The organism is Dorea sp. AF24-7LB, assembly GCF_003478575.1.
GTDB lineage: Bacteria > Bacillota > Clostridia > Lachnospirales > Lachnospiraceae > Dorea_D > Dorea_D hominis.
This window is the reverse complement of sequence record NZ_QUFR01000002.1, coordinates 155810-182789: the sequence shown is the minus strand read 5'-3', so window position 1 is coordinate 182789 and position 26980 is coordinate 155810. Positions and strand designations below refer to the sequence as shown.

General features: G+C 37.3%; 28 protein-coding genes. 26 read left to right on the top strand and 2 right to left on the bottom strand.

The window, feature by feature from the left end:
- Positions 1-16 precede the first annotated feature (16 nt).
- The 18 genes from DWY31_RS03310 to gloA2 all read left to right on the top strand — a co-directional run bounded on the left by DWY31_RS03310 (position 17) and on the right by gloA2 (position 15719).
- Entirely contained in the window at positions 17-1243 is a 1227-nt protein-coding gene (locus DWY31_RS03310) for a glycosyltransferase (protein WP_118519526.1), read from the top strand.
- Complete coding sequence (locus DWY31_RS03305; protein WP_118519525.1) at positions 1221-2075, top strand: capsular polysaccharide synthesis protein; 855 nt, start codon at positions 1221-1223, stop codon at positions 2073-2075. Before DWY31_RS03310 ends, DWY31_RS03305 begins: the two co-directional genes overlap by 23 nt.
- A gap of 50 nt (positions 2076-2125) precedes the next feature.
- Entirely contained in the window at positions 2126-3067 is a 942-nt protein-coding gene (locus tag DWY31_RS03300) for a capsular polysaccharide synthesis protein (protein ID WP_118519524.1), read from the top strand.
- An 87-nt stretch (positions 3068-3154) separates the two neighbouring features.
- Complete coding sequence (locus DWY31_RS03295) at positions 3155-4147, top strand: glycosyltransferase family 2 protein (RefSeq protein WP_118519523.1); 993 nt, start codon at positions 3155-3157, stop codon at positions 4145-4147.
- Between the two features lie 17 nt (positions 4148-4164).
- Positions 4165-5271, top strand: coding sequence for a polysaccharide pyruvyl transferase family protein (locus tag DWY31_RS03290; protein ID WP_118519522.1), 1107 nt, complete (start codon positions 4165-4167; stop codon positions 5269-5271).
- A complete protein-coding gene (locus DWY31_RS03285) occupies positions 5249-6517 on the top strand; it encodes an O-antigen ligase family protein (RefSeq protein WP_118519521.1) in 1269 nt (422 codons plus the stop codon). The genes DWY31_RS03290 and DWY31_RS03285 overlap by 23 nt, the downstream gene beginning before the upstream one ends.
- Entirely contained in the window at positions 6505-7479 is a 975-nt protein-coding gene (locus tag DWY31_RS03280) for a glycosyltransferase family A protein (RefSeq protein WP_207722419.1), read from the top strand. The genes DWY31_RS03285 and DWY31_RS03280 overlap by 13 nt, the downstream gene beginning before the upstream one ends.
- Positions 7480-7482: 3 nt before the next feature.
- On the top strand, positions 7483-8994 hold the full coding sequence (locus tag DWY31_RS03275) for a lipopolysaccharide biosynthesis protein (RefSeq protein WP_118519520.1): 1512 nt from the start codon (positions 7483-7485) through the stop codon (positions 8992-8994).
- A 1-nt stretch (position 8995) separates the two neighbouring features.
- Positions 8996-10156 carry a Coenzyme F420 hydrogenase/dehydrogenase, beta subunit C-terminal domain gene (locus tag DWY31_RS03270; protein WP_118519519.1) on the top strand — a complete coding sequence of 387 codons (1161 nt, stop codon included), beginning with the start codon at positions 8996-8998 and terminating at the stop codon, positions 10154-10156.
- Between the two features lie 55 nt (positions 10157-10211).
- Positions 10212-11114, top strand: coding sequence for a sugar phosphate nucleotidyltransferase (locus tag DWY31_RS03265; protein ID WP_118519518.1), 903 nt, complete (start codon positions 10212-10214; stop codon positions 11112-11114).
- Positions 11115-11117: 3 nt separating this feature from the next.
- Positions 11118-11732 carry a VanZ family protein gene (locus DWY31_RS03260; RefSeq protein ID WP_330422597.1) on the top strand — a complete coding sequence of 205 codons (615 nt, stop codon included), beginning with the start codon at positions 11118-11120 and terminating at the stop codon, positions 11730-11732.
- 144 nt (positions 11733-11876) lie between these two features.
- Positions 11877-12647: a DUF4238 domain-containing protein gene (locus DWY31_RS03255; protein ID WP_118519517.1), complete on the top strand. Its 771-nt coding sequence runs from the start codon at positions 11877-11879 to the stop codon at positions 12645-12647.
- A gap of 68 nt (positions 12648-12715) precedes the next feature.
- Entirely contained in the window at positions 12716-13021 is a 306-nt protein-coding gene (locus DWY31_RS13990) for a hypothetical protein (protein WP_118519516.1), read from the top strand.
- On the top strand, positions 12906-13220 hold the full coding sequence (locus DWY31_RS14235; protein WP_330411762.1) for a VanZ family protein: 315 nt from the start codon (positions 12906-12908) through the stop codon (positions 13218-13220). Before DWY31_RS13990 ends, DWY31_RS14235 begins: the two co-directional genes overlap by 116 nt.
- A 110-nt stretch (positions 13221-13330) precedes the next feature.
- On the top strand, positions 13331-14056 hold the full coding sequence (locus tag DWY31_RS03240; RefSeq protein WP_118519515.1) for a hypothetical protein: 726 nt from the start codon (positions 13331-13333) through the stop codon (positions 14054-14056).
- A gap of 19 nt (positions 14057-14075) precedes the next feature.
- Positions 14076-15095: a dTDP-glucose 4,6-dehydratase gene (rfbB, locus tag DWY31_RS03235; RefSeq protein ID WP_118519514.1), complete on the top strand. Its 1020-nt coding sequence runs from the start codon at positions 14076-14078 to the stop codon at positions 15093-15095.
- Between the two features lie 77 nt (positions 15096-15172).
- Positions 15173-15280 carry a thioester domain-containing protein gene (locus DWY31_RS14585; protein WP_442873160.1) on the top strand — a complete coding sequence of 36 codons (108 nt, stop codon included), beginning with the start codon at positions 15173-15175 and terminating at the stop codon, positions 15278-15280.
- Between the two features lie 61 nt (positions 15281-15341).
- The gene (gene gloA2, locus DWY31_RS03230) at positions 15342-15719 is read left to right on the top strand and encodes an SMU1112c/YaeR family gloxylase I-like metalloprotein (protein WP_118519513.1); all 378 of its coding nucleotides are present in this window, start codon (positions 15342-15344) and stop codon (positions 15717-15719) included.
- Positions 15720-15834: 115 nt separating this feature from the next.
- On the opposite strand, the gene DWY31_RS03225 is transcribed toward gloA2, so the two are convergent.
- Together DWY31_RS03225 and DWY31_RS03220 are read right to left on the bottom strand one after the other, a co-directional pair.
- Positions 15835-17313, bottom strand: coding sequence for a nucleotide sugar dehydrogenase (locus DWY31_RS03225; protein ID WP_118519512.1), 1479 nt, complete (start codon positions 17311-17313; stop codon positions 15835-15837).
- 45 nt (positions 17314-17358) lie between these two features.
- Positions 17359-19035 carry an alpha-glucosidase gene (locus DWY31_RS03220; protein ID WP_118519511.1) on the bottom strand — a complete coding sequence of 559 codons (1677 nt, stop codon included), beginning with the start codon at positions 19033-19035 and terminating at the stop codon, positions 17359-17361.
- A 244-nt stretch (positions 19036-19279) separates the two neighbouring features.
- Between DWY31_RS03220 and DWY31_RS03215 the strand changes: the two genes are divergently transcribed.
- The 8 genes from DWY31_RS03215 to DWY31_RS03180 all read left to right on the top strand — a co-directional run bounded on the left by DWY31_RS03215 (position 19280) and on the right by DWY31_RS03180 (position 26682).
- Positions 19280-19807, top strand: coding sequence for a VanZ family protein (locus DWY31_RS03215; RefSeq protein WP_158575480.1), 528 nt, complete (start codon positions 19280-19282; stop codon positions 19805-19807).
- An 85-nt stretch (positions 19808-19892) separates the two neighbouring features.
- On the top strand, positions 19893-20246 hold the full coding sequence (locus DWY31_RS03210) for a helix-turn-helix domain-containing protein (RefSeq protein ID WP_118519509.1): 354 nt from the start codon (positions 19893-19895) through the stop codon (positions 20244-20246).
- Between the two features lie 92 nt (positions 20247-20338).
- Entirely contained in the window at positions 20339-20905 is a 567-nt protein-coding gene (locus DWY31_RS03205) for a hypothetical protein (protein ID WP_118519508.1), read from the top strand.
- Positions 20906-20985: 80 nt separating this feature from the next.
- The gene (locus DWY31_RS03200; RefSeq protein ID WP_118519507.1) at positions 20986-21837 is read left to right on the top strand and encodes a hypothetical protein; all 852 of its coding nucleotides are present in this window, start codon (positions 20986-20988) and stop codon (positions 21835-21837) included.
- Positions 21834-22130 carry a hypothetical protein gene (locus DWY31_RS03195; RefSeq protein ID WP_147364885.1) on the top strand — a complete coding sequence of 99 codons (297 nt, stop codon included), beginning with the start codon at positions 21834-21836 and terminating at the stop codon, positions 22128-22130. The genes DWY31_RS03200 and DWY31_RS03195 overlap by 4 nt, the downstream gene beginning before the upstream one ends.
- A gap of 135 nt (positions 22131-22265) precedes the next feature.
- Positions 22266-23651 carry a phosphoglucosamine mutase gene (gene glmM, locus DWY31_RS03190; protein ID WP_021861174.1) on the top strand — a complete coding sequence of 462 codons (1386 nt, stop codon included), beginning with the start codon at positions 22266-22268 and terminating at the stop codon, positions 23649-23651.
- Positions 23652-23730: 79 nt separating this feature from the next.
- Complete coding sequence (glmS, locus tag DWY31_RS03185; RefSeq protein WP_118519505.1) at positions 23731-25572, top strand: glutamine--fructose-6-phosphate transaminase (isomerizing); 1842 nt, start codon at positions 23731-23733, stop codon at positions 25570-25572.
- A 171-nt stretch (positions 25573-25743) separates the two neighbouring features.
- Complete coding sequence (locus DWY31_RS03180; RefSeq protein ID WP_118519504.1) at positions 25744-26682, top strand: nucleotidyltransferase family protein; 939 nt, start codon at positions 25744-25746, stop codon at positions 26680-26682.
- Positions 26683-26980: the final 298 nt, after the last annotated feature.

Genomic DNA, 26980 nt, shown 5'->3' with positions numbered 1-26980 from the left:
AAAAGGAAGTTAGGATATGCGGATTTTACTTGTAAATAAATTTATATTTCCCAAGGGTGGAGCGGAAACGTATACATTCGATGTAGGAAAAATGTTAGAAGAACATGGGCACGAAGTCCAGTACTTTGGTCTTGAAAATGAAAAAAATACAGTAGGAAATCGAATCGGTTCATATGTAACGAATATGGATTTTTCTCAAGGAATAAAGGCAAATTTAAATGCACCTTTTCGCATTATCTATTCAAGAGAAGCACGTAAAAAAATTCGTGCAGTTTTAGATGATTTTCAGCCAGATGTAGTGCATCTCAATAATATACAGTATCATCTGACCCCTTCTATTATTCTGGAAATTAACAAATGGCGCAAAGAAACAAAGAAAGAATGTAAGATTGTTTACACGACACATGACTATCAGCTCGTTTGCCCCAGCCATGGAATGTTTGATGTAAACATGAAGCCTTGTGAATTATGTTTGGATGGTCATTATATTCATTGCTTTCAAACTAAATGTCTAAAAAATTCCAGAGCAAAGAGTTTGCTCGGAACGTTGGATGGATATATGTGGAAATATAGTAAGGCATACTCGTATGTAGATGCCTATATTTGCTGCAGCTTTTTCCTTAAATCAAAGTTGGACACGCAGAAAAGATTCCGTGATAAAACCATCGGGTTGCATAATTTCAAAAAAGAGATGCCGCACTTGGATAACATTCAAAAAAAGGGTTATGTATTAGAGTTTGGCCATCTTTCGCGAGACAAAGGAACGGATACTTTGCTTGAAGTAGCCAAGAAGATGCACAATACCGAATTTGTGTTTATTGGCTATGGTCCGTCGGCTGATAAAATGAAGGATATTCCAAATGTGAAGTATCTGAGATTTAAGACAGGAGAAGAACTTTATCGCATTATTGCTGAGGCTGCAATCAGTGTCTGCCCGTCTGAGTGGTATGAGAACTGCCCGTACTCCGTTATGGAGTCTGTACTTTTGGGTACGCCTGTTGTTGGATCTAAAATGGGAGGCATCCCCGAATTGATTGAGCCGGGTAAAACCGGAGAATTGTTTGAAGCAGGTAATGTGGAAGATCTGATGAAGGCGATAAAGAAAGTTCTTCAAACACAAGACGTATTGGAAAGATATACAAAGAATTGTAGTCAGGTGAAATATGAAACGACAGAGAGCTACTATATAAAACTGATGAAAATTTATCGAGGAGAAAAGAATGTGGAACAAATTTCTTCGTAACCCACTTCATATTGTCAAGGATTATGAGCTGAGAAAACTGCTTTGGCAATCGGGGGGGGGCACAGCGGTTTGCAAAAAATATTTGAGGTTCAGAGATACCGTTCCTGAAAAGCTGACATTCCCAGAAAACCAAGTGGATGAGCCTATTTGGTTATTTTGGAATACAGGGTTGGAGCAGGCACCTGAGATAGTGAAGACTTGCTATCAATCTATAAAAAAATATGCCGGCAGACAAGTTGTTTTGCTTACGGAAAAAAATGTGCAGAACTATATAAATATGCCGGATTATCTGAATGAGAAATTAAAAAGCGGAGTCCTTCCATTGGCGATTTATACAGATTTGATGCGTGTAGCATTATTGGAGCATTATGGTGGGACATGGATGGATGCAACAATACTGCTAACAGATGAAATCCCACAGGAAATATTAAATAGTGATTTTTTTGTGTTTCATAATTCACTCGGCGAAATTGATAATCCCGTATTGTATCCGGTCTGGTTTATTCACGCTAAGCGACATAATAGAACGATTTGTGAGATTCGTAATGTTCTATTTGCCTACTGGGAACGAAATAATCATGTACCAGAATATCTCTTTTCAAATATTGTAATCACACAAATAATGAGGTCATCACCAGAGGTTGAGAGAAAGATGCCTTATTTGAATAGTGACTACAGCGAATATCTGGTTAGAGTATTAGGAGATAAATTTACAGAGGAAGAGTTTAATTGGATTAAGCGGCTTACTGGGATACATAAACTAACCTATAAATTAGAACCATCAATTGATAAGGAGGAAACAGTTTACCATTATCTGGTGCGGAATCTATGAGCTTTTTGAATAGTAGTTTCTGCAAGATAAAGGGAGACAATTAAATTATTATGCTGAATGACTACTATCAAAATATTGGCATGAAAGGCTTTATTCAAAGATATGGAATTGTGAATGCCGTCAAACGAGGGGCATTTATGTTTGTAAAACTGCATTTCGTAAAGGATTATGAGGTGCGGAAGGTATTGTGGCAGGAACATGCTTCATCCAAGATAAAACCATATTTAAAGTATAAAGACACAGATGTTCAGGGGCTTAGCTTTCCCAAAAATGATGTGGAGAATCCGATCTGGATTTATTGGAACAAAGGTATTGAACAGGCACCGATCATTGTTCAGAAATGCTATGAATCTGTATGTAAACGTTCCAATCAAAAAATCATTTTGCTGAACGATCAAAATCTTGCAGATTACATTCGATTGCCAGATTACATTGAAAAGAAAAAGGATGCTGGCCAGATTCCGATGGCTGGATATGCGGATCTGATGAGATTTGCATTATTGGAGCATTATGGTGGAACATGGATTGATTCAACGGTATATCTTACAGATCCGATTCCAGATATGATTTTAAATAGCGACTTTTTTGCAGTTCGAAATTCGTTGTTGCTGATAGATAACCCTGTGCTATATCCTGCATGGTTTCTTCATGCAAAAAAGGGAAACAAAACAATTCGAGAGATAAGAAATGTTGCTTTCGCATATTGGCTCAAAAACGAACATGTAATTGAGTATCTGCTGCCGAATTTGATTATCACTTTGGTGGTGAAGAGCAATCCGGAAGTTGAGAAAGCAATTCCATATATGAACAGTGATTATAGCGAGTATCTTGTTAAGGTTTTAGCCGATGATTATTCAGAAGAGAAATGGAATTGGATCAAAAAACTTACAGGTATTCATAAGTTGACATATAAATTAGATGCTGATATTAAACACGGACATAACTTTTATGATTATTTAATTACATCAAGTGACGAGAAGAATACAAAATAATTATTTGATACCAGAATCAAATTAAAAAGAAGAATATGATGATATTAAAAGAAACTAGAATTTGTGATAGTGGATGGGGAATGATGAATGAGACCAAAAATTAGTGTAATTGTACCAATATATAATGCGGAACTTTATCTGGAGCAATGTATTGAGTCCGTATTGAATCAAACGCTGCGAGATATTGAACTATTATTAATCGATGATGGTTCAACAGATAATTCTTTTCTGATATGTGAAAAATATAAAAAAAGAGATAATAGGATTCAATTATATACTAATAAAAATGTGGGGCAAGGTTTAGAAAGAAATTTTGGTATAAAAAAATCTACAGGTGAATATATTGCATTCTTAGATTCGGATGATCAGTATAAGGAGAATATGCTTGAAAAACTGTATCAAAGAGCGATTGAAACAAATGCAGATATGGTTTCTTGTAGAATAGTTGATATGCATGATGGAAAGATCATAAAGGAACATCCACTAAATGATAAAGTTTTAATTGGCTGCAAAGAGATTAAGGCTGCAATGGCTGATATGATTTCTTACGAAGAGAAAGATGGATACTCTGGATGTATTGCGATATGGGATAGCATTTTCAAAAGAGATATAATTGAAAATGAGGGTATACAATTTTTTTCCGAACGAGATGTTTATTCTGAAGATTTGTTATTTAAGCTGATGTTTATGACACATGCTAAAAAAATAGCCTTTTGCACTGAAGCTGTATATTTATACCGTGTTAATGACACTTCGTTTACGCATCGAATTGATGTATCCGTCTTAAAAAGAATTGTAAATTTATATAATGAAGTTTGCATACTGTTTGGAGATGTTTTGAAAGACTATAATTTGAAACGAAGAATAATTAATCGGACTTTTTTTACCTTGAGATTCAATATAAATAAGATTTCTAAAACGAGAAATGCTAAAGACTTTTATAGAATACTTTTGAATGATCAGGAGATAATGAGTGTTATTGACTTATATCAGCCGACAAATTTGAAAAATATTGTTGTATATTATTCGCTTAAATGGAAATTGATACGAGTTTTTGAGATACTATCTAAAATAAATTGATTTATAGAGGGATATTTATGAGAATAGGAATTATTACGTTTCACAGAGCAATTAATTATGGGGCAGTTTTGCAAACATATGCATTACAGAAATTTTTAAATGTTTCTAACTATGATGCAGAGGTTATAGATTATCGATGTGAACATATGGAAAATTTTTATAAAACATTCACAATAAAGGACAAGTCTGTAAAACAGATTATTAGAGGAATGTTGAATTTAAAAAACACATATAAGAAAAAAAGAGAATTTTACAGATTTTTGGATCAAAATGTCCGAATAAGTACAGAAGTTTATGATAAGGTTAATATAGATAAGGCGAATCTTCGCTACGATAAGTTTATAACAGGAAGCGATCAGGTTTTCAATTTTGCATGTACAGATTTCGATAAAACATATTTTTTACAATTTGTAAAAAATTGTGATAACAAACTTTCCTATGCTGCTTCGTTTGGCATGAAGGAGATTCCAGACAGCTATGTAAATGATTATAAAAGTTTGCTATCAACTTTTTCTGAATTATCTATCCGTGAAAATGCAGGACAACAGATTGTAAAAAAACTAACCGGAAAAGATTCGGAATTATCTGTGGATCCAGTCTTTTTATTGACCGCAGAAGAATGGGAAAAACTTGCAAAGAAACCTAAACTTAAGAATTATATATTAATTTACAAATTGAATACTTCGAATTTGATTTTTGACTTTGCAAGAAAATTATCTAAATTAACGGGCAGAAAAATTGTGGCGTTGAATTTTGATGTAGTAGATCAAATGAAAACTCCGGATATAAAAGGAGTGTATTCGGCATCAGTAGAAGAGTTTTTGGGATATATAAAATATGCTGACTATGTTGTGACTAATTCATTCCATGGAACAGCCTTCTCTGTTATTTTTCATAAAGATTTTTATGTGGAAGCATTACAAAAAGATTTTAAGCCTAATGATAGAGTCGAATCTTTGTTATGTTTAACAGGGTTAGATGAATGTAAGGTGAAAACATTAGAGGATTGTAGATTAAATGTTAGTAGAGATTTTAATTTTGCCGATGATCAGATCAGAAAACAATATATAAAAACAAATCAGTATTTTGAGAGGGTTTTGAATGAAGATGGAAGGTCATTCTAATTTAACTGGTACTAAAACATTAGAAATAATAATTGCTTTACTTATTAATCTGGTTATTTTTTCTACCAATAACAAGTTGATGATGTACACAAAACACCTATCGCTCTTCATAATCGTTTTGTGTTTTGTGTTGTTCGTTTCAAAAAAAGATTATACAGTAAAAATGAATAAGTTTATAGGTCTATATGTTGCATTTGTTTTAATTCTACTTCTCGGTTGCATTTGGTTTTCTAGCTCTGATGGATCTATAGATTATAGTATATACTTTATTTCGGGCATAAGTATTGTCCTTTTTAGGTTTTCAGAAATATTTTATCGCTATTTATTGAAAATCTTCAGGGCTTTATTTTGGATATTTATTTTTTCTATGTTTTTAGAAGCGGCATCGCCGGATATTTTTCATAGATTGTTTAGATTTGCGTCATTCGGAGATGAAACTATGCGTGCGCTTACATCAGGCGGAGCAATCGCAGGTCTCGCTTTTGAAAAGGCATATGCGGCATTTATCTGCAATTTAGGACTAGGGATGATTTTTGCAGAATATATCTGTCATAAATCACATAAATATATTATTCAGAGTCTTATTGTAATGGTAGCGCTAATGATGACGGGAAAAAGGACGCTTTTTATTATACCAATAGCAGTTTTGCTAATTTATGTTATACTTTTTTCCAAAAACAATAAATTTATAAAATTGGCAGGTGTTGGTTTAGGAATTACAATATTCATTATAGGTGCATATGTACTGGTTCCTGGTGCGTCTTTAATCATCAATCGCATTGTGAATAGTGAAGGAGACGTACTTTCGGGTAGAGAAGTGTTTTGGAATTATGCAATGGAAATGTTTCGGCAAAACCCATTGTTTGGAAAAGGATTTGTATCGTTTAATGATTATGCCTTTTATCGAGGATTTCGATATTATGGAGAACGTTGGAATTATCAGGCACACAATGTATACATTCAGCTTTTGGCAGAAACTGGAATCGTTGGTTTTCTATTAATGACATTACTTATTATCTTGATGCTGTTTAAGATAATATCTGCAGTTAAAGAAAAGCCTGTTTTTTGGAATATACTTTTGATTTATTGGATTATTTTGTTTGGAGTTTATAGTTTTACTGGAAATACATTATATTATCCATGCCAGCTAATTGTTTTGATTATTATTATCCTGTTGGTTTCAAATATAAAAGTAGCGGATTCTTCTTATATGGTCAGTAAAAGAACTATTAAATGGAAGTTTTAGATTTGAGTGGAGGTGTTAAAGTGGAACCGTTAGTGAGTATTATTACTCCGTCATATAATTCTGAAAAATATTTAGATGCATTTTTTATCTCAATTTTGGAACAGGATTATGAAAATTATGAAGTGATTTTTATTAATGATGGCTCAACTGATAGAACTGAAAATATTGTCTATAAGTATAAGGAGAAATTCGAAGAAAGAAACATTCGTTTTGTGTATTTAAAGCAGGAGAATGGTGGACAAGCAAAGGCTATGAATTTGGGCTTTCCATATATTCAAGGAAAATACTTTATTTGGCCAGATTCAGATGACGAATTGTATCGAAACAATATTAGCGAAAAGGTGAAATACATGGAACAACATCCAGATATTCCATTGGCAATGTCTTGGGCTGATTATGTAGATGAGAGTGGAAATGTTATAAAGCGTTTACAAAGAATTAAACCTGAAAAAGATAATTTTTTTGAAGATTTATTATTCAGTAAAAATGTTGTATTTTGTCCGGGTATCTATATTATGAGAACAGATATATTTTTTAAGTATGTGCCAAGTAGACATATAAATGAGAGCCGAATTGGGCAGAATTATCAGATTTTATTGCCAGTAGCATATCACGAAAAAAAAATTGGATACATTGATAAAACATTATATAAGTATATTCTACATAAAAACAGTCATTCTAATAAAGATAATAATAATTATGAAAAAACAATCCGAAGATTTCAAGAACATGAAAATACATTATATGATCTTGTAAAGAATATATGTGATGTCAATGATCAGAATATATACACTCGAAAAGTATTTGTACACTTTAATCGTTTTTATCTCCGATTGGCAAATGAATACGGAATGAAAAGTGAAGTAAAGGTTTATTATAACAAATTAAAAGTAGTTGGGGAAAACGGAATTAAACAAAAAATATACTATATTATGGGAATGTTAGGAATAAAGGCAAGGTAAAATATGGGACGCTCAAAAAAATTTATATTGAATTCGGTTACGACAGCATTATTACAGGTCGTAACAATGATTGCAGGGTTTATAACGCCTAGATTTATGTTGACAGCATATGGATCTGAAATTAATGGCTTGATATCATCTATTCTACAGTTTATTAGTTACTTCAATCTAGTAGAGGCTGGTTTGTCAAGTGCAGCGGTTTATTCTTTGTACAAACCTATCGCAGAGAAAGACTACAATAGGATCAACCGGATAATAGTTGCTGCGAAGCACTTTTATGTGAAATCAGGATTCATTTTTGTAGGTTTGGTTGTAATCTTGGCTATATGTTATCCTTTTATTACAGATTCAACTGTTTTAGATCAAACTAGTATTTTCGCTTTAGTTCTTGTGTTGGGAGTTAATGGCTCGTTAGAATTTTTTACTTTGGCAAAATACAGAGCATTGCTTACTGCTGATCAAAGGACATATGTAATTTCATTGGCTTCGATTGTGTATACAGTTTTAAATACTATCATTGTCGTGGCCTTATCAATAATACATATTAATATTGTCTTGTTGAGAATTATTGCATTGTTATCAATATTTGTGAGAACATTAATATTGTATGTGTATGTTAAAACTAATTACCACTTTATATGTTATGACGTGGAACCTGATTATGGTGCGATGGATAAGAGATGGAGTGCGTTATATTTACAGATAGTTCAAACTGTACAAAATGCATCTCCAGCAGTTATGACAACCATTTTTTCATCTCTTAAAATGGTAAGTGTTTATTCAGTTTATAATATGGTGATGGCTGGGATTAATGGAGTAATGTCTGTATTTTCTACGGGTGTCTCAGCAGGTTTTGGGGAATTAATTGTTAAGAAAGATAAGACAGCATTTCAAAAGGCATATAGTGATTTCGAATATCTTTATTATTTTATGGTTAGCGTTATATATTCTATTACATTAGTTACAATCCTACCGTTTGTAGGGGCCTATACAAGTGGAGTTGATGATATTCAATATACAAATCTTACACTTGCTATTTTATTTGTAGCTAATGGAATCTTATACAATCTAAAAACACCTCAAGGAATGTTGGTGATAGCGGCGGGGTTATATAAGGAAACAAGAGTTCAAAGTACGGTTCAAGCAGCTATTTTATTGATAGGAGGTATTTGCTTTGGAATAAAATGGGGATTAGCTGGAATCATGTTAGCTTCCTGCTTATCTAATTTATATCGTTGTATTGATTTGTACTTTTTTATACCCAAAATGGTAACACATATGACTAGAAAAAGTACTTTGTTAAATATTTGTACTGCAATTTTAATGATTATAGTAATATATGTTACGGCACCAATGCTAATAAAGTTTACGCCAACAAGTCTTATTACATGGCTTTTTTACGCAATCTGTGTTGGAACTTATAGTTTAGTTTTTATTTGTATTTTTCATATTATATTTGCAAGAGACAATTTTAGAACGATACTTATAAGATTGAGAAATATGAAAGGAAAATAAGATGGAAAAGTTATATATAAATAAAGAGGACTGTTGTGGATGTTCAGCATGTTTGAATATTTGTCCTAAACATGCAATTTATATGAAACATGATGAAAAGGGATATTTGTATCCTGAAATTAGAAAAGATTCATGCGTTAATTGCGGATTATGCGAAAAGGTTTGTCCATTAAAAGATAAAGAAAAGAATAAGAAGTTTGAAAAAATAGCTTATGGAGTAAAAAATAAAGATGAGCATGAACGAGCAAAAAGTAGTTCAGGTGGAGTATTTGCAGAAGTTGCAAAATATATTTTGAACAATGATGGCGTTGTGTATGGCGTGGAGATGAACAATGATTTCCAAGTAAAACATGGAAGAGCGACAACGATTGAAGATGCTCGGAAATTTCAAGGCTCTAAATATGTACAAAGTGATAAACATTCGATTTTTTGTATGGTACAGAAAGATCTGAAGGAAGGAAAAGAGGTGTTGTTTACAGGTACGCCATGTGAGGTAGCTGGTTTGAAGAAATATTTGAGAAAAGAATATGATAATTTATATACGTTGGATTTAATTTGTCATGGTGTACCAAGTAGTGAATTATTAAACGCATTTTTAAAGGGAAAAGAAAAGCTGTATTCTTCTCAAATAATAGAACTTAAATTTCGAGAGAAAGTGTATGGGTGGAGAAATCAAGAAATATATATTAAATTTAAAAATGGACGAATATACCATGCTCCTATATGGGTGGATAATTTTTATCGTTTATTTACCAATAATTATATATTAAGAGATTCTTGTTATGCATGTAGATTCTCAAGTATGGAACGACAAGGAGACATAACAATTGGAGATTTTTGGAATCTGAAAAATGTAAATGAGGCATTTGAGGATAAATTGGGCGTATCATCTGTTATTATAAATTCCGAAAAGGGGGAAAAAGTATTTGAAACACTAAAAAACAAATTTGATATAATAGAGTGTTCGTTAAATGAAATTAATCAGAAGAATTTGAATAGTCCTTCACCTAAACCATATCACTACGAAGAATTCCAAAGGATGATTGAAAAAAAAGGATTCGAGTACTGTTTAAAAAAATACGGATCAATGAAGATGCTTGAAAAAATAAGAAGAGTTTTGTCACCTGTGAAACAAAGATTAAAAGCAATGTTAAGGCATTAAAAGTGGCTGGGAGAAAAAGAAAGTCTATAGTTTAGATAATAAAGGAGGAAAAGTGATGAACACAACATTACTTATTATGGCTGCCGGTATCGGTAGCCGTTTTGGAACAGGAATCAAACAGTTGGAGCCAGTGGATGATGCTGGACATATCATTATGGATTATTCAATCCATGATGCGATTGAAGCTGGTTTCAATCATGTGGTATTTATTATCCGCAAGGATATCGAGAAGGAGTTCAAAGAGGTCATCGGTGATCGCATTGCCTCCATTTGCTCTTCTCATAATGTAACTGTGGATTACGCTTTTCAGGACATTGACGATATTCCGGGAAAACTTCCAGCAGGTCGCACAAAGCCGTGGGGAACCGGTCAGGCTGTGCTTGCAGCGAAGAAGGTCATCAAGACTCCGTTTATCGTCATCAATGCGGACGATTACTACGGCAAGGAAGGTTTCAAAGCCGTACATGAGTATCTGGTGAATGGTGGAAAGTCCTGCATGGCTGGCTTTGTGCTGAAGAACACGCTGTCTGATAACGGTGGCGTGACCCGTGGCATCTGCAAGATGGATGAGCAGAATAATTTGACTGAGGTTGTGGAAACCAAGAACATTGTAAAGACCGCAACTGGAGCAGAAGCAGACGGCGTGGCTGTGGATGTAAATTCTCTGGTTTCCATGAACATGTGGGGATTGACTCCGGAGTTCCTGAGTGTACTGGAGGAAGGTTTCAAAGAGTTCTTCGAGAAGGAAGTACCGGACAATCCTCTGAAAGCAGAGTACCTGATTCCCATCTTTATCGGTGAACTGTTGGAGCAGGGCAAGATGTCTGTGAAGGTTCTGAAAACCAATGACACTTGGTATGGTATGACATATCATGAGGATGTCGCAGCTGTAAAGGACAGCTTCAAGAAGATGCTGGAAAACGGCGTGTACAAGGCTGACCTGTTCAGTGATCTCTAAACAATGATGAAAGAAACGATTGATTTATTCGGGAAGATCCTCACAAACATCCTGACTGCGCTATATGAGCCGTTTGGCTTTTCGCTTCTTCTTTCCTTTTTTGCCATGTTTTTCTATCTGTATGCGTATGAACCTATCGCAGCAGGCAAAGGATGGAAGAGTGCCATAGTGACTTGGTATCAGAAATTTAAAGAGAGCGTGTTCTTTCGGAAGATGTTCTTACTAGTTTTCGTGACATCGATGATTTTGTTCCGAACGCTGCTGAACCGGAACCTGTGGCTAAATCCTTTGTCAAATGTCATGGGTGGCTGGGGCATCTGGGAGACCGTGAACGGCGAGCAGAAACTTACAACTGAGTGCATTGAGAACGTGATCATGATGGTGCCGTTCACCAGCATGGTTATATGGACATTTCAAGAGAAAGTGAGCAGTAGCTGGAAGAAGATACTGTGGTATAGCGGAAAGGTAGCGTTCATTTTTTCGATAAGCATTGAGGTGCTACAATTATTGCTTCGCTTGGGTACATTCCAGCTATCGGACATCTTCTACAACACAGTCGGCGGAGTGCTAGGCGGATTGATGTACTGTGCGTTGATGAAGACAAGAAAGCGTCTATAAAACTGGATGAAATTGTGATATACAGGGAGCGGTAGCTCCCTACATTGCTCGTAATAATCACACACCTCTTCGTGGTGAGCAGCAGGCAACGATCTTATGATCGGCTAAGTGTGAGAAAAACTAGAATGTCAGAAGGAAAAGGTTATGGCTATTATACCAGCCCCAAAAACACATAGTGATGTAGCAATGAATCAGCATCTTATTCCAAGATGTTACATGAAAGCGTGGAAACATAATAGCGGTAATGATCCGAAAGTCTGGTTGTTTGATAAGAGTGTGGGTTATTGTGAATCCAACCCGGAAAATTCGGATTGGACTTTAAGATCCTTTTCCACCAAGGAGATAATGGCAAAAAACGGGTTTCATGACATTAAAGCAGGGTTCCCATATATGCCAGACGAGGCACTTCATGAGATTTACGATGACATACTGCAGTTTAATGTGGTATGTGATGGTAAGAATTTGAATAGTCCAGAATTACTTAATCAATATTTTTACGACTTCGATAAATGGGAGATAAAAGATTCTTCTGGAATAGAGTTTACAGAAGATGAAAAAAGACATCTGAAGGAATATTTTAATAATTCAAGATGGACCTTTGTCGAAACTGAATGGGCACACACATATGAAAATAATTGGGGAGAATTTATTCAATCAGTAGAAAATAAGATAAAGCAGGCGTATGCGAATAGAAGCACTTCTACAAGTAGCAGTGTGACTCAAGACGAATTGAATACTCTAATGAAATACTGCATGATTTATAACTGGAGAAGCATTGCTGGTAACGAAATATTTAACTCTATTTATGATTTTATACCATTCACAGACGAACTGAAAAATGTAATAATCCCAGAAGCAGATAGAACATATGAAGATGATGTCACTGCGTATGATCAGATGAAGCACACGCATTAATAATAAAAGCATTTGTTGATTATCTGCAGTCAGACAGTGGAAAGATGAAAACTATAGAGAGCGCATTTATGCAAAGAGTGGCTCCAGTTTTCTTGATGACGAACGATACGAATCCCTTTATTACATCAGATGTTCCATCTTTTACAAGAGACAGAGCGGATGGTTTAAAGGATATCATATTTGTTGCAACTCCGACGTTGGCTATTGGATATGGCAGAGGTGAGACAGGCAAATTTATAGTGAGTAAACTCTCACAAAATGAAGTGCTGGAATATAATAAGTCTATTGCTAAATATGGAAATAAACTGGTTATTAAGGATCAAAATTATGATGTCAAGCAATTGTTTGTGGGCATTTCAAAAAGAATTACTTGATGAATCTGAGAATATTAGATTTGGAAAGACCGTTTGGGAAGCCACAAAAGTTGTAGCAGTATTTTCTTTTATGATAGAATTTACTCAGTTATTATTCCATCTTGGAACATTTCAAATATCGGATCTGACCTATAATACACTTGGTGGAGCAGTAGGTGGTGTCATCTATTATTTAGGATATTTCAGAAAGCGAAAGTGAAAAAATAAAATAAGAAACAGAGGACAGCTATCGGAGCATTAGTCCGGAGCAAAGAATCCTCTGTTTTAGGTGTAAGTTGATTGGATTCACATGGAAATAGGAGCTATAAGATGGTAGGAAGACCAAAAAAGAAACCAGAATATAATCCAGAACTTCAATTTAACAATTTTCTTCAAGAGTTAAGAGATGCCTATGAAGAAGCAGATTCTTTAAGATCACTGGCAGATGAGTTAAATATTAGTCTGCTTAAACTTCGTAAGCTACTTATTACTGCAGATGTATTCACATCAGATATATGTACAGAAATTAATGATCTGCATCAGTTGGGAAAAAAGATTCCGGAGATTATGAAACTCACAGGTCTTTCCAGAGCATCGGTTCATTCCTATCTGCCCTACACTAAGGGAATTTATAATGCAGCAGAGATAAGTTTAAATGCGGAGCGATGCCGGACGTATAAGATTCGGCAAGAGCAGGTTCGGCTTCTACACGAAATACCATCAGAGGAAAATCTGTGGCAGACTGTTATTGCATTTCAGGAGTATCCATTTAAAACGGCAACAGGATTACCATTCCGATATAAATTGAAGGTCGGTAAAAACGGAGAGTATAACAGAGAGCTGCTGATAGACCGGAGAGAGAAAAGTAAGAGCCTTGCCTGGAGTAGTGTGGTGCTGGCATTTGAAAATAGTAAGAAGGTTTCAGAAGAAGTGAAGAAACCGAAGGCACTTGGAGACATTAGAGGAGTTTCATATATTTATCCGATACTATGGCGATTTGGCATCATCAGAGTTCCGGAAGCAATAGAGAAGAAAATGCATCAACATTTGTATTAAGAAAGAAGAGGATAGAAGAATGACAATTATCGTAACCGGAGGAGCCGGATTTATTGGAAGTAACTTTGTATTTCATATGTTGGATAAATATCCTGATTATAGAATTGTATGCGTGGACAAGCTTACATATGCAGGAAACTTATCTACTTTAGCTCCAGTAATGGATAATCCTAATTTCCGTTTCTGCAAGATTGATATTTGTGACAAAGAAGCAATCTATAAATTATTTGAAGAGGAACATCCAGATATGATTGTGAACTTTGCAGCGGAATCCCATGTAGACCGTTCTATTGAAAATCCTGAGATTTTCTTAGACACAAACATTAAAGGAACTGCTGTTATGATGGATGCCTGCCGTAAATATGGTATCAAGAGATACCATCAGGTAAGCACTGATGAAGTTTACGGAGATCTTCCATTAGACAGACCGGACTTATTCTTTACAGAGGAGACACCAATCCATACAAGTTCTCCATACAGCAGCTCAAAGGCAGGAGCAGACTTATTAGTTCTTGCTTACCACAGAACTTACGGACTGCCTGTAACCATCAGCCGTTGCTCTAATAACTATGGACCATATCATTTTCCAGAGAAATTAATCCCGTTAATGATTGCCAATGCTTTAGCAGATAAGCCATTACCTGTTTATGGCGAAGGATTAAATGTTCGTGATTGGCTCTATGTAGAGGATCATTGCCGTGCGATAGACTTAATCATCCATAAAGGACGTTTTGGAGAAGTTTACAATGTTGGTGGACATAACGAAATGAAGAATATCGACATTGTAAAGATCATTTGCAAAGAACTTGGAAAGCCGGAAAGCCTGATTACACATGTAACGGATCGTAAAGGTCATGATATGCGTTATGCTATCGATCCAACAAAGATTCATAATGAATTAGGCTGGCTTCCAGAAACAAAATTTGAAGATGGAATTAAGAAGACGATCCAGTGGTATTTAGATAATAAGGAATGGTGGGAGACAATTATTTCCGGTGAATATCAGAACTACTACGAAAAAATGTACGGAAACAGATAAGAATATTAGGAGCGATAAGAAATGAAAGTATTTGTAACAGGCGTGGCAGGCCAGCTTGGTCATGATGTCATGAATGAATTACATACGATATTGCAAAGCTGAGTGATGGGAAAAAGCTGACTAAGGTTTGCTATTATGGAACAAAGGCTGCAGGTGATGAAAAATTGAAAAAAACAGAGAATTAATGTGTTTTCATAAAAATCTTACTGTGATAAACTTATAGGAAAAACGAAGGAGGATAAATCAATGTTTGATACAATTCATCATATTGCAATTATAGGAAGCGATTACGATAAATCAAAACATTTTTATGTTAATTTACTGGGATTTGAAATAATCCGGGAAAATTATCGAAAGGAACGGGATGATTATAAAATAGATTTAGCTTGTGGAGAGCAGGAGATTGAGCTATTTATTATAAAGGATGCTCCGGCCCGTGTGAATTATCCAGAGGCACTTGGTTTGAGACATTTGGCATTTAAGGTAAAAAGTGTTGACGATACGGTTAAGGAGCTTAACGCAAAAGGAATAGCAACAGAACCGGTACGTTTAGACGATTATACTGGAAAGAAAATGACATTTTTCCATGATCCGGATGGCTTGCCATTAGAAATCCATGAATAATTGAATTTAAGCGCTTACGATTAGAAAAGTAATAAGATGAGCAAAAACCTGCATTTTCGATTGGGAAAATACAGGTTTTGTTAATATGTAAAATGTCTATATTATATAATATCTATTAATCTCTTTTGAAAATATCACGTGTATATACTTTGTCAAGTACATCATCCAGACGGGAATCGTACCGGTTTGTGATGATTACTTGACTTTTCTTTTTGAATTTTTTTAGATCATTTACCACGAGTGATCCAAAGAATGTTTCTCCATTTTTTAACGTTGGTTCGTAAATGATAACAGTAGCCCCTTTTGCTTTGATTCGTTTCATGACACCTTGAATAGAAGACTGTCTAAAGTTATCAGAGTTTGATTTCATAGTCAAGCGGTAAACACCGATAACGCAATTCTTCTCCTGATCCGGAGCATAATCCCCACGATTGTAATAATCATAATATCTGGCCATATTTAATACCTGATCAGCAATAAAATCTTTTCTAGTTCTATTACTTTCTACGATAGCAGAAATCATGTCCTGTGGAACATCATTGAAGTTTGCCAGAAGCTGTTTTGTATCTTTGGGCAAGCAGTATCCACCATATCCAAAACTTGGATTGTTGTAATGTGTTCCAATACGTGGATCCAGGCAGACACCGTTGATGATTTCCTGTGTATCTAAGCCTTTTGTCTCAGCATAAGTATCCAGCTCGTTGAAATAAGAAACACGAAGAGCAAGGTAAGTATTTGCAAAAAGTTTTACAGCCTCAGCTTCGGTGAATCCCATAAATAATGTGTCAATATTTTCTTTGATTGCTCCTTGCTGAAGAAGTTTTGCAAAGATTTCAGCTTTTTCTTTTGATTCCTCATCGCAGGATACAATGATTCTGGATGGATACAGGTTGTCATAGAGTGACTTTGATTCACGTAGGAACTCAGGGCTGAAAATAATGTTTTTTGTATTATATTTAGCTCTTACAGATGCTGTATATCCAACAGGGATAGTAGATTTAATGATCATAGTTGCATCTGGATTGACTTTTAATACAAGTTCAATAACTGCCTCTACTGCAGAACAGTCGAAGAAATTTTTCTTGCTGTCATAGTTAGTCGGAGCTGCGATTACTACAAAGTCTGCATTTTTGTATGCTTCTTCTCCATTCAGTGTAGCGGTAAGATCCAGTTCTTTTTCAGCGAGATACATTTCAATATAGTCATCCTGGATTGGTGATTTTCTGTTGTTGATTAGTTCTACTTTCTCAGGAATAATATCTACAGCTGTTACGTGATTGTGCTGGGATAGGAGTGTTGCAATCGACAGACCTACATAACCGGTACCGGCAACAGCGATATTATATTTTTGGTTGAGGACAGGTTTATTTACTATAGAATTTTCCTCTTCAAATAAATCGGTTACTTCGAATCCAAGTGCTTCGGCAATGGCCTGAAGCTGATCGATGGAAGGAATATATTCAAGTCCTTCTAATCGGCTGATCATAGCTCTGTGGATGCCAGTCATTTTGGCAAGCTGAGCTTGCGTAAGTTTTTGTTCTTTTCTTTTGGCAATAATTGTATCCGCCATTTTCTTATAAGAGATCTTTTTCATAATTACTCCCTTGATGTTATTAATAACAAAAATATTTGTTGCTTTTTATGAAAGCATTTCCAGAATAACTGCCTGATAGCCTTCCAGCATAATCTCATTGCCCTCAGTCTTAAGCTGCGGCAGATTGTTCAGCACGATGTGTTTGAGCTTTGATGGAAGTGTCAAAGTCTGTTGCTGGGTTTTATAGTTGCCAATCACGAGCAATGTCTGGTCAGCAGATTTTCGGTAGTAAGCCATGACACGGTCCTGATTCTCAAATACAGGGAGGAGATCACCGTATACGATCGTTTCAGCATAAGCTGGATCCTTGCGCAGTGCAAGCAGACGACGGTAGTACTGGTAAACAGAATCCGGATCATTTTTCTGACTTTCCAGATTGATCTTTTTGTAATTGTAATTTACCCTGAGCCATGGGGTACCGGTTGTAAAGCCTGCATTTGCAGAAGCATCCCACTGGTAAGGAGTTCTGGCATTATCGCGGCTGATGCGGTTTACTGCCTTTAAGGCGCTGTCTGGTGTCAGACCGGCATTTAATGCCACCTGATATTCGTCGAGGGTAGAAATGTCATCGACTTCATCAATCGACTGGAATTCTACATTTTCCATACCAATTTCCTGCCCCTGATAGATAAATGGAAGACCACGGAGCATGATATTCATTGTGGCAAGCAGCTTTTTGGAAGTGTCGGTGCATTCGCCCTCTGGGATATAGCGAGAAACGCCGCGCGGTTCATCGTGATTTTCAATAATATTGGAGAGCATGCCGAAGTCTTCAATCTTTTTCTGACTGGCGAAGCAGCAGCTCCGGTAATCATTTGGTGTGATTACTGTCTGGTCATACCAGCCCTTCGCGCTGGCACCGAAGATAGTCTCATTGAAATCAAACATCGTTGAGAAGTAGCCGTTGTCACCGATGAAATCCGGAAGCTCTTCCGCTTTTTCATTGAAGATTTCTCCGACAGTAAATGCACCATGCGGAAGGAAGGTGCGGTCACGCATTTCTCCTAAAAATTCACCCACACCGACTGCGTGTTTCAGCATTTCGTCCGGACTGCACATTCCATCTTTGCGGTCTGCCGGATAATTCTGCCACGGAAGCGGTTTTTTGATATTAATGATCGCATCGATGCGGAAGCCGGCAAGTCCCTTATCAAGCCACCAGTTGATCATTTTATAAATTTCCTCGCGCAGCTTTGGATTTTCCCAGTTCAGGTCTGGCTGCTTTTTATGGAACATGTGCAGGTAATATTTCCCAGGCTGGCCAGGGAGTGGCTCCCACACACTGCCACCAAAGTAGGAACGCCAGTTACAGGGCAGTTTCCCATTAGGGCAGTCTTCAATGTAAAAATATTTTCCATATTCTCCGTCCGGATCTTCGCAGGCTTTTTTGAACCATTCATGCTCATCCGAACAGTGATTGACGACGAGATCCATCAAAATGTGCATATCACGTTTCTTTGCTTCGGCAATCAATAGATCCATGTCATCCATTGTACCGAAACGTGGATCGATATTGTAATAATCAGAAATGTCATAGCCTTGATCTGCAAGTGGAGAGCAGTAAATTGGAGAGAGCCAGATAATATCTATACCGAGGTCTTTGAGATAATCGAGCTTGCTGATAATGCCTGGAAGATCGCCGATGCCGTCTCCGTTGGAGTCACAGAAGCTTTTCGGGTAGATCTGATAGGCGGTTTTTGTGTGCCACCATTTTTTTTGCATAGTAAAAATCCTTTCGTTGTAAAGTGTGTGTATCAGTGGAAAGAGAAGCCGTTCCTGGCGTCCTTCATTGATTAATAGTGGTTTCAATAAAAATTATTATCTTTTCGATTTTTAGAAACAATCTCATTATACTCCCTTAAGTAAGAAAATGCATCCTCAATCATGTGCCGAAGTGACATGGCATAATATAAAAAGTGGAAATTCGTATAAACGGATGAATAAAAAGCTTTACGGAGGCAGAGTAGTGGATATATTTGAAATGGCAGGAACACAATTTCAGAGTTGGAGCATGAGGCAGATAGCAATATTTGTAGTCTTGTTAGTAGTGCTTGCAATTGGCTTAACATATAGTGTCAGACAGAAGAGATTACATGGATCGCAGGCGATAGCAGCATGGATTTTGGCTTTATTTCTTGGCATTATCTTGGGAGCAACAACATTTACGAGAACACCGATGCAGGGACGTATCGTCAAATTAATCCCATTCTGGTCGTGGTATACCGGAATTGTTCTGGATGATAAGTTACTACTGGAGCAGAATGTTTTGAACTGCTTGATGCTTGCGCCGATTGGATTTTTATTACCATGGATCACGGACCGGAAAGTGAAATTACGATATGCTTTCCTGTCGGGTGTTGCTGTGGCTGTAGTGATTGAAGGATGCCAGCTTATATTCAAGCTTGGCTGGTTTGAATGGGATGACATGATCCATAATGGGATTAGTTGTTTGCTTGGCAGTATAATTGGAAATTATGCTGTCAGACGCGTTTAGAGATAATTAATATAGATAGAACAGCTGGCTGATTAGTTATGAATAATTATACAACTGATTTTATAGAAACGGAAGGGAAGACGTTATGAAGACAGTAAGCGATAGAATTTTTGAATTATTAAAAGAACGGAAGATGAGCCAGAAAGAATTTTCAAAGAAGACAGGGATTGCAGAAAGCACGATCAGCGACTGGAAGAAGAAGAGAACGAATCCGGTATCGGATAAGATTTTAATTATATGTGAAGTTTTGAACGTAACGCCTTATGATCTCCTGTCCGGGGCTGAACATATGGGAAGCAGAAGCAGAAGTGCAGATACTTACGTGATTAGTAAGGGAACTGAGATTGGAACTCTTGTTGAGACATACCAGAAGCTGGAACCGGATATGCAGAAGAGGGCCATGGGGTATCTGGAGGCGTTGAGTGATTTGGAAAAGTAGAGAAAGTGTTGAAAAGTTGCAGGAAACATAATTAAATTGGACAACAATACAGAGGTATGATAATATTTATTGTATCTTAATGAGGATATTGAATGAGATTAGTAATTGATAAGAAAGAATTAGAATTATTACTTGAACAAAAGAAAGAATACATTGGGAATCAAGTTACTATTGATACAGTAATAGCAGGTGTTTCATTTTTATTGTCAGTAATGACAGCGCAATATCAGAAGATTTTTGGAATATCTGGAGAAATAATAAAAGTATTTTTTTGTACAATTGGTATTTTATATGCAGTAAAAATCATATGGGATTGCAAATTGTTTTTGAATTATAAAACGCAGGAACGTGGAGATGAAGCTGCGATTATTGCAAATGTAGTGAAAGAGTTGAAGCTTAATCAGAAAGAAGTAAAATGTCGATACATTACTTCAAAGTTGCAGGAAAAATATTCAATAAGTCATCGTGAAAATAGAATTTATAATCATCGTTTATATGAGCTTCAGGTTAATAGATTTTCAGAACAGGAAATGGAAAAGGATTTTGTTGTAAATGGAAAGCATTATTATTGGATGAGTATAGAAGAAATGGAAAAAGATGATAACATTAGGAACAAAAACCTGGAAGTGGTAGATTTTGTAAAAGAATATATGGGATAAAGTTTTCCGCTTGTGTATTTCGCAGAGTTTTTGAAGATACACAGGCGGTTTTGTTACTTATATTGTAGCAGGAGGTTGCTATGTCGGAAATGAAGATGAATTATATTTTTATAGAAAAAGAAACGCAGGATTCGATATCTATGTGTGAGCAGATCGCTGAGCTGCTGGGTGTGGAGGACAGCAAGATGAAGTCAGGCAACTTGCCAACGTCAGGTTTCATTTGCTTGCAGGATGTGGAAGTGTTTTATGAGATCTCCGGCAAGAGTGGTGCGGATCAATATTTTCTGGAATTAAGTACAAAAGCCAGAGTGAACAGAGCTGTGATAGCACTGCAGACATTAGATGATACCATTTATCAATCGCCGAAGCAGAAGTATTACACGGCAATTCGTGTGTATGATGGGATTTCGGAAAGCTATTGTAAGCGGCTTTATCCTAAATATGCAGAGTTTGAGCGATTGCTTCGGGCGTTAGTATCGCTGATCGTGACGAAGGCGTATGGAAGTGCATGGCAGGAAGAGACCGTGCCGGAAGAGATGATGGCAGATCTTAAGAAGAATGCAAGAGGCAATCTGCCGATCAGTGAGACTCTGGAGCAGATGAATTTATCCACGGTGGAAGAATATTTATTTGCAGAAAGAGAAGTTGTGTATGAGGAGGTTGTCGCAGGCAGCGGTGAAAATGCGAGTGGGAAGACTGGTAAAATAACAGATTTTGAACAATTCTCAAAAGAAGAATTATGCCGCTTGCTGGAAGCACTTCGCCCGACAAGCCTGTGGGAGCGGCATTTTGAATCGCTTGGCAGTCAGAAAAAGTGGAAAGAGAAAATTGTTGGCGTACATCCGGTGCGCAACAAAGTGGCACATCAGAAACGGATCAGCGGCGCGGAATATCAGCAGTACCGGCAGCTGTGGAAAATGTTGCCAGATTGAATGCAATTTCACCGGTTACAAAAAGTACGCAGATGATAGTGGAAGTATTATCTGATATGCGGCGTAGCCAGCAGGAAGTAATGGCAGCAGTCAGACCGGCGGCTATAGCTGCGAGCATGCAAAAAGATGTGGTATCGGAAGTTGCGAAAAGTCTTCGTATACCACAGACAATACGTGACAGTATCGCAACTGCGGCGAAGATGTCACGGCTTATGAACATTTCAGGAATTGTAAATCTGGAAGATAAGGGGAATAAAACTGAGGATAATGACTTAGAAAACAATAGGGACTAGTAAATTCCGGCAATTTACGCTATAATGGATAAGATTATAGGCAAAACTAAGGAATTAATAAAAAGAGATAATAATCAAGTCCGGATCTGCCGGACGCCAAATATAATATACCAAAGTAGAAAGGATTTTAGAACGATGGGTAAGTATTTTGGAACTGATGGTTTCCGTGGGGAAGCTAATAGGAACCTGACAGCAGATCACGCATACAAGATTGGGCGTTTCCTCGGCTGGTATTATGGAGAACTGAAAAGACAGAATGGAGATGACACTCCGGCTAGAATTGTAATTGGTAAGGATACAAGACGTTCCAGCTATATGTTTGAATATACACTGGTCGGTGGACTGGTAGCATCCGGTGCAGATGCATACCTGCTTCATGTTACAACAACACCGTCTGTAGCTTATGTGGCAAGAGTAGATGAGTTTGACTGTGGTATTATGATTTCCGCAAGTCATAATCCATATTATGACAATGGAATTAAGCTGATTAATGGTAATGGTGAGAAGATGGATGAAGGAACAATCAGCCTGATCGAAGCATATCTGGACGGAGAAGTAGAATTATTTGGAGAGAAATATTCAGAAGTTCCGTATGCACACAAAGAGAAGATTGGTCGTACCGTAGATTATGTATCAGGAAGGAACCGTTATGTCGGATATCTGATTTCTCTTGGAATGTATTCGTTCAAGGGTGTCAAAGTTGCATTAGACTGTGCGAATGGAAGTTCATGGAATATTGCCAAATCTGTATTTGACGCACTGGGAGCAAAGACTTACGTGATCAATGCGGATCCGAATGGAACAAATATCAATAACAATGCAGGGTCTACACACATTGAAGGACTGCAGAAGTACGTGGTAGAAGAAGGCATGGATGTTGGATTCGCTTATGACGGAGATGCTGACCGCTGTCTCTGTGTGGATGAAAAAGGGCAGGTTGTAGACGGAGATGCGATTCTTTACGTATATGGAAGATATATGAAAGAGCGCGGAAAACTGGTGACAAATACAGTTGTTACAACAGTTATGTCTAACTTCGGACTTTACAAAGCATTTGATGAGCAGGGTATCGATTATGCGAAGACTGCTGTCGGAGATAAATATGTATATGAATATATGCAGAAGAATGGCTGCCGAATTGGTGGAGAGCAGTCCGGTCACATTATTTTCTCAAAATATGCATCAACAGGTGATGGTATTTTAACCAGTCTGAAAATGATGGAAGTTATGATGGCAAGAAAGAAGACAATGAGTCAGCTGACAGAAGATTTACACATTTATCCACAGGTGCTTGTGAATGTACGTGTACAGGATAAAGCTGTTGCACAGGCAGATCCGGATGTGCAGGCAGCAGTGCAGAAAGTTGCAGACGAGCTGGGTGATACAGGAAGAATCCTTGTCCGTGAATCTGGTACAGAGCCACTGATACGTGTAATGGTAGAGGCTGAGACACATGACATCTGCCAGAAATATGTGGATGATGTAGTGAATGTGATTAATGAAAAAGAGAAGACAAGATAGTCTGGCTCTCAGGATCAGAAAATGTAGATAGATGATAAGGTCGTATGATTTGACAGGAAAGATAGGAGTATTAAGAAATATGTGTGGAATTGTAGGATATGTAGGAAATAATCAGGCAGCACCGATTTTGTTGGATGGACTGTCCAAGCTGGAATACCGTGGTTATGATTCGGCCGGAATTGCTGTCCGTGGTGCAAATGGCGATGTTGAGATTGTTAAGGCAAAAGGACGTCTGAAGATTCTGGCTGAGAAGACAGATAATGGTGCCGCTGTCCCGGGAACATGTGGAATCGGCCATACAAGATGGGCAACACATGGGGAGCCGTCTGAGAACAATGCACATCCGCATAAGAGTGATGATGGCAATGTAGTTGCTGTTCACAACGGTATCATTGAAAATTATCAGGAATTAAAGGAAAAACTGTTAAGAAAAGGATATACATTCTATTCCAATACAGATACAGAAGTAGCGGTAAAACTGATCGATTACTACTATAAGAAATATGAAGGAACACCGGTTGATGCGATGAATCACGCAATCGTTCGCATCCGAGGTTCTTATGCGCTGGCAGTTTTGTTTAAAGATTATCCGGAAGAGATTTATGTGGCCAGAAAGGACAGTCCGATGGTTCTCGGAGTTGCTGACGGAGCATCATATATCGGATCTGATGTACCGGCTATTTTGAAATATACAAGAAATGTATATTATATTGGCAACCTGGAGATGGCGCGTGTAAAGAAAGGGGAGATCACTTTCTACAATCTGGACGGAGAAGAGATTGAGATTGAACCAAAGGAAATTAACTGGGACGCAGAAGCCGCTGAAAAAGGCGGTTATGAACATTTCATGATCAAAGAGATTCATGAACAGCCAAAAGTTGTAGAAGATACCATTAACTCTGTTCTTACGACAGATGGCAAGATTGATTTGTCAGAGGTTGGTCTGTCAGAAGAAGAGATCAAAGATATTCGTCAGATTCACATTGTAGCATGTGGTTCTGCATATCATGTTGGAGTTGCAACACAGTATGTAATGGAAGATCTTGCAAGAATTCCGGTGCGTGTAGAGTTGGCATCCGAATTCCGTTATCGTAATCCGTTACTGGATGAGAAGGACCTGGTTGTACTGATCAGCCAGTCCGGTGAGACAGCAGATACGCTGGCTGCACTTCGTGAGTCCAAAGCAAGAGGCGTGCGCACACTTGCAATTGTAAATGTAGTAGGTTCTTCCATTGCAAGAGAAGCAGATAATGTATTCTACACACTGGCTGGACCGGAGATTTCCGTTGCAACAACAAAAGCATACAGCACACAGTTAATTGCAGGTTATGCACTGGCAATCCAGTTTGCCAAAGTAAGAGGCGAGATTGACGAAGCGCGTTATAGCGGTCTGATCAAGGAAATGCAAACCTTGCCGGAGAAGATTGAGAAGATTATTGAAGACAAAGAGAGAATCCAGTGGTTTGCATCCAAACAGGCAAATGCAAGAGACGTATTTTTTGTAGGTCGTGGTATTGACTATGCAATCTGCCTGGAAGGAAGTCTGAAGATGAAGGAGATCAGTTATATTCATTCTGAGGCATACGCTGCAGGTGAATTGAAGCATGGAACGATTTCTCTGATCGAAGACGGCATTCTTGTTGTCGGTGTTCTGACACAGCCGGATCTCTATGAGAAGACAGTTTCTAACATGGTTGAGTGCAAGAGTCGTGGCGCTTACCTTATGGGACTTACAAACTTTGGACAGTATAATATTGAAGATACAGCAGACTTTACGGTATATATTCCAAAGACAGATCCGTTATTTGCAACATCACTGGCAGTCATCCCGTTACAGCTCCTTGGTTATTATGTCAGCGTTGCAAGAGGTCTGGATGTAGACAAGCCGAGAAACCTTGCGAAGAGTGTTACAGTAGAGTAATCTTCCTGCAAAAGGCGGTCGTTTAGAAAATATTAAAAGAATATTAATAAAAAAGGGTGCTCAATATTGTGATGAAAATGCTATAATATTATCGCAATATTGAGCAATATAGCATCTGAAGGAAACTACCGATGGCGGGCTTGAGAGATGCTGGAACAAGGAGAGGTACAAATGAAAACGACATTAGTTATTATGGCTGCCGGAATCGGATCCCGTTTTGGCGGCGGAATCAAACAGCTGGCACCGGTCGGACTGCATGGGGAGATCATCATGGATTATTCCATTCATGATGCAATCGAAGCAGGATTTAATAAGATTGTCTTTATTATCCGTAAGGACATTAAGGAAGCATTTAAGGAAGCAATCGGAGATCGTATTGAGAAAATCTGTGCGGATCTGGATGTAGAGATTGCATATGCATACCAGGAGCTGGATGCACTTCCGGAAGGAATCGAACTTCCGACCGGACGTACGAAACCGTGGGGAACCGGACAGGCAGTTCTTGCGTGCAAAGATGTTTTAAAAGAGCCATTTGCAGTTATCAACGCAGATGATTACTATGGAAAGGAAGCATTTACTAAGCTTCATGATTTCCTCGTAGATTACACACCGGAGAAGGCGAATGCATTCTGCATGGCAGGTTTTATCCTGAAGAACACATTAAGTGAGAATGGATCTGTTACCAGAGGTGTGTGTGAACTGAATGAGAAAGGCTATCTGACAGCAGTTCATGAGACACATAACATTGTGAAGACGGCAGACGGTGCAGCAGTCGATACAGAAGACGGACTAAGAGCCATCAATCCGGAATCTTATGTATCTATGAATATGTGGGGACTGACACCGGAATTTGTCGACATACTGGAAGCTGGATTCAAAGAGTTTTTTGAGACAATGGGAGACAAAGACATCTTGAAAGCAGAATATCTTTTGCCGATTTATATTGATGAACTATTACAGGCTGACAAAGTATCTGTAAAAGTGCTTGACTCTCATGACAAATGGTTTGGTGTAACATACAAAGAAGACAAAGACTATGTTGTAAAGTCTTTTGCCAAACTGATCGAAGACGGCGTATACGCTGAGAAACTGTTTGAGGACTTGAAGTAAGAATTATCAGAAATAAGAAAGACTGTTATAGCATGCGCGCATGCTATAACAGTCTTTCTTGATTTTATGAAGTTATTGTAATGTTGGAGTGCTTTTATGAGAAAATGCAATTACATCAACGGTATAATAATATAGAAACGAAAAAATTGTAAATTTGCAAACCATCGCAAACCCGCGTAAAATGGGCATTTTCAAAGACGCTCGACAAGAAAATACAAAAAAGTTGAAAAAAATTAAAAAAAGGGGTTGCAATTTTTGGATTTGCTGATATAATAATATTTGTTCGCTGATGAAATAC